The sequence below is a fragment of the Neisseria sp. P0021.S006 genome, assembly GCF_051956895.1.
In genome coordinates this window covers 1-954 of the sequence record NZ_JBQCWZ010000515.1, presented here as the reverse complement: position 1 = coordinate 954, position 954 = coordinate 1, and the positions used below count along the sequence as shown (strand labels likewise).

The 954-nt window shown below is 54.2% G+C and carries 1 protein-coding gene; it reads left to right on the top strand.

The annotated features are described in order from the left end of the window. Positions 1-93 precede the first annotated feature (93 nt). On the top strand, positions 94-954 hold an 861-nt coding region (locus tag ACTHUM_RS15370), incomplete at its 3' end, for a phosphoglycerate kinase (RefSeq protein WP_440403336.1).

Sequence of the window (954 nt, the reverse complement as noted above, 5' to 3'; positions counted from 1 at the left end):
CATCAAGCGCGGCCGTTGCCAATCTTTACCGTCGCGCCTCATTCGCGGATAATCCCAAACATTCCCGTTTCCAACCATTACAAAGGAATCATCATGGCATTTTTGAAACTGACCGAACAAAATGTTCAAGGCAAAACCGTTCTGATCCGCGCCGATATGAACGTACCGTTCAAAGACGGCAACATCAGCGACGACACCCGTATTCGCGCTTCGCTCGCATCCATTAAATACTGCTTGGACAACGGCGCGTCTGTGATCGTGATGACCCACCTCGGCCGTCCGACCGAAGGCGAATTCCATCCTGAAGACGATGTAGCGCCTGTTGCCGCGCATTTGGGCAAACTGTTGGGCAAAGACGTAAAAGTATTGAACGACTGGCGTGAAAACAAACCGACTTTGAACGCCGGTGATGTCGTGATGCTGCAAAACGTGCGCATCAACAAAGGCGAGAAGAAAAACGACTTGGAGCTGGGCAAAGCCTACGCTTCTTTGTGCGACGTGTTCGTCAACGACGCATTCGGTACCGCCCACCGCGCCCAGGCTTCGACTGAAGCCGTCGCCCAAGCCGCACCGGTTGCCTGCGCCGGCGTGTTGATGGCGGGCGAACTCGACGCTTTGGGCAAAGCCCTGAAACAACCGGCTCATCCGATGGTCGCCATCGTTGCCGGCAGTAAAGTGTCTACCAAACTGACCATCCTCGAATCTTTGGCCGATAAAGTCGACCAACTCATCGTCGGTGGCGGCATTGCCAATACTTTCCTGTTGGCAGAAGGCAAAGCCATCGGCAAATCTTTGGCCGAACACGATTTGGTGGAAGAATCCAAAAAAATCATGGCGAAAATGGCGGCCAAAGGTGGCTCCGTACCGCTGCCGACCGATGTGGTTGTCGCTAAAGCCTTTTCCGCCGATGCGGAAGCTGTGGTGAAAGACATTGCCGACGTTGCCGAAGACGAC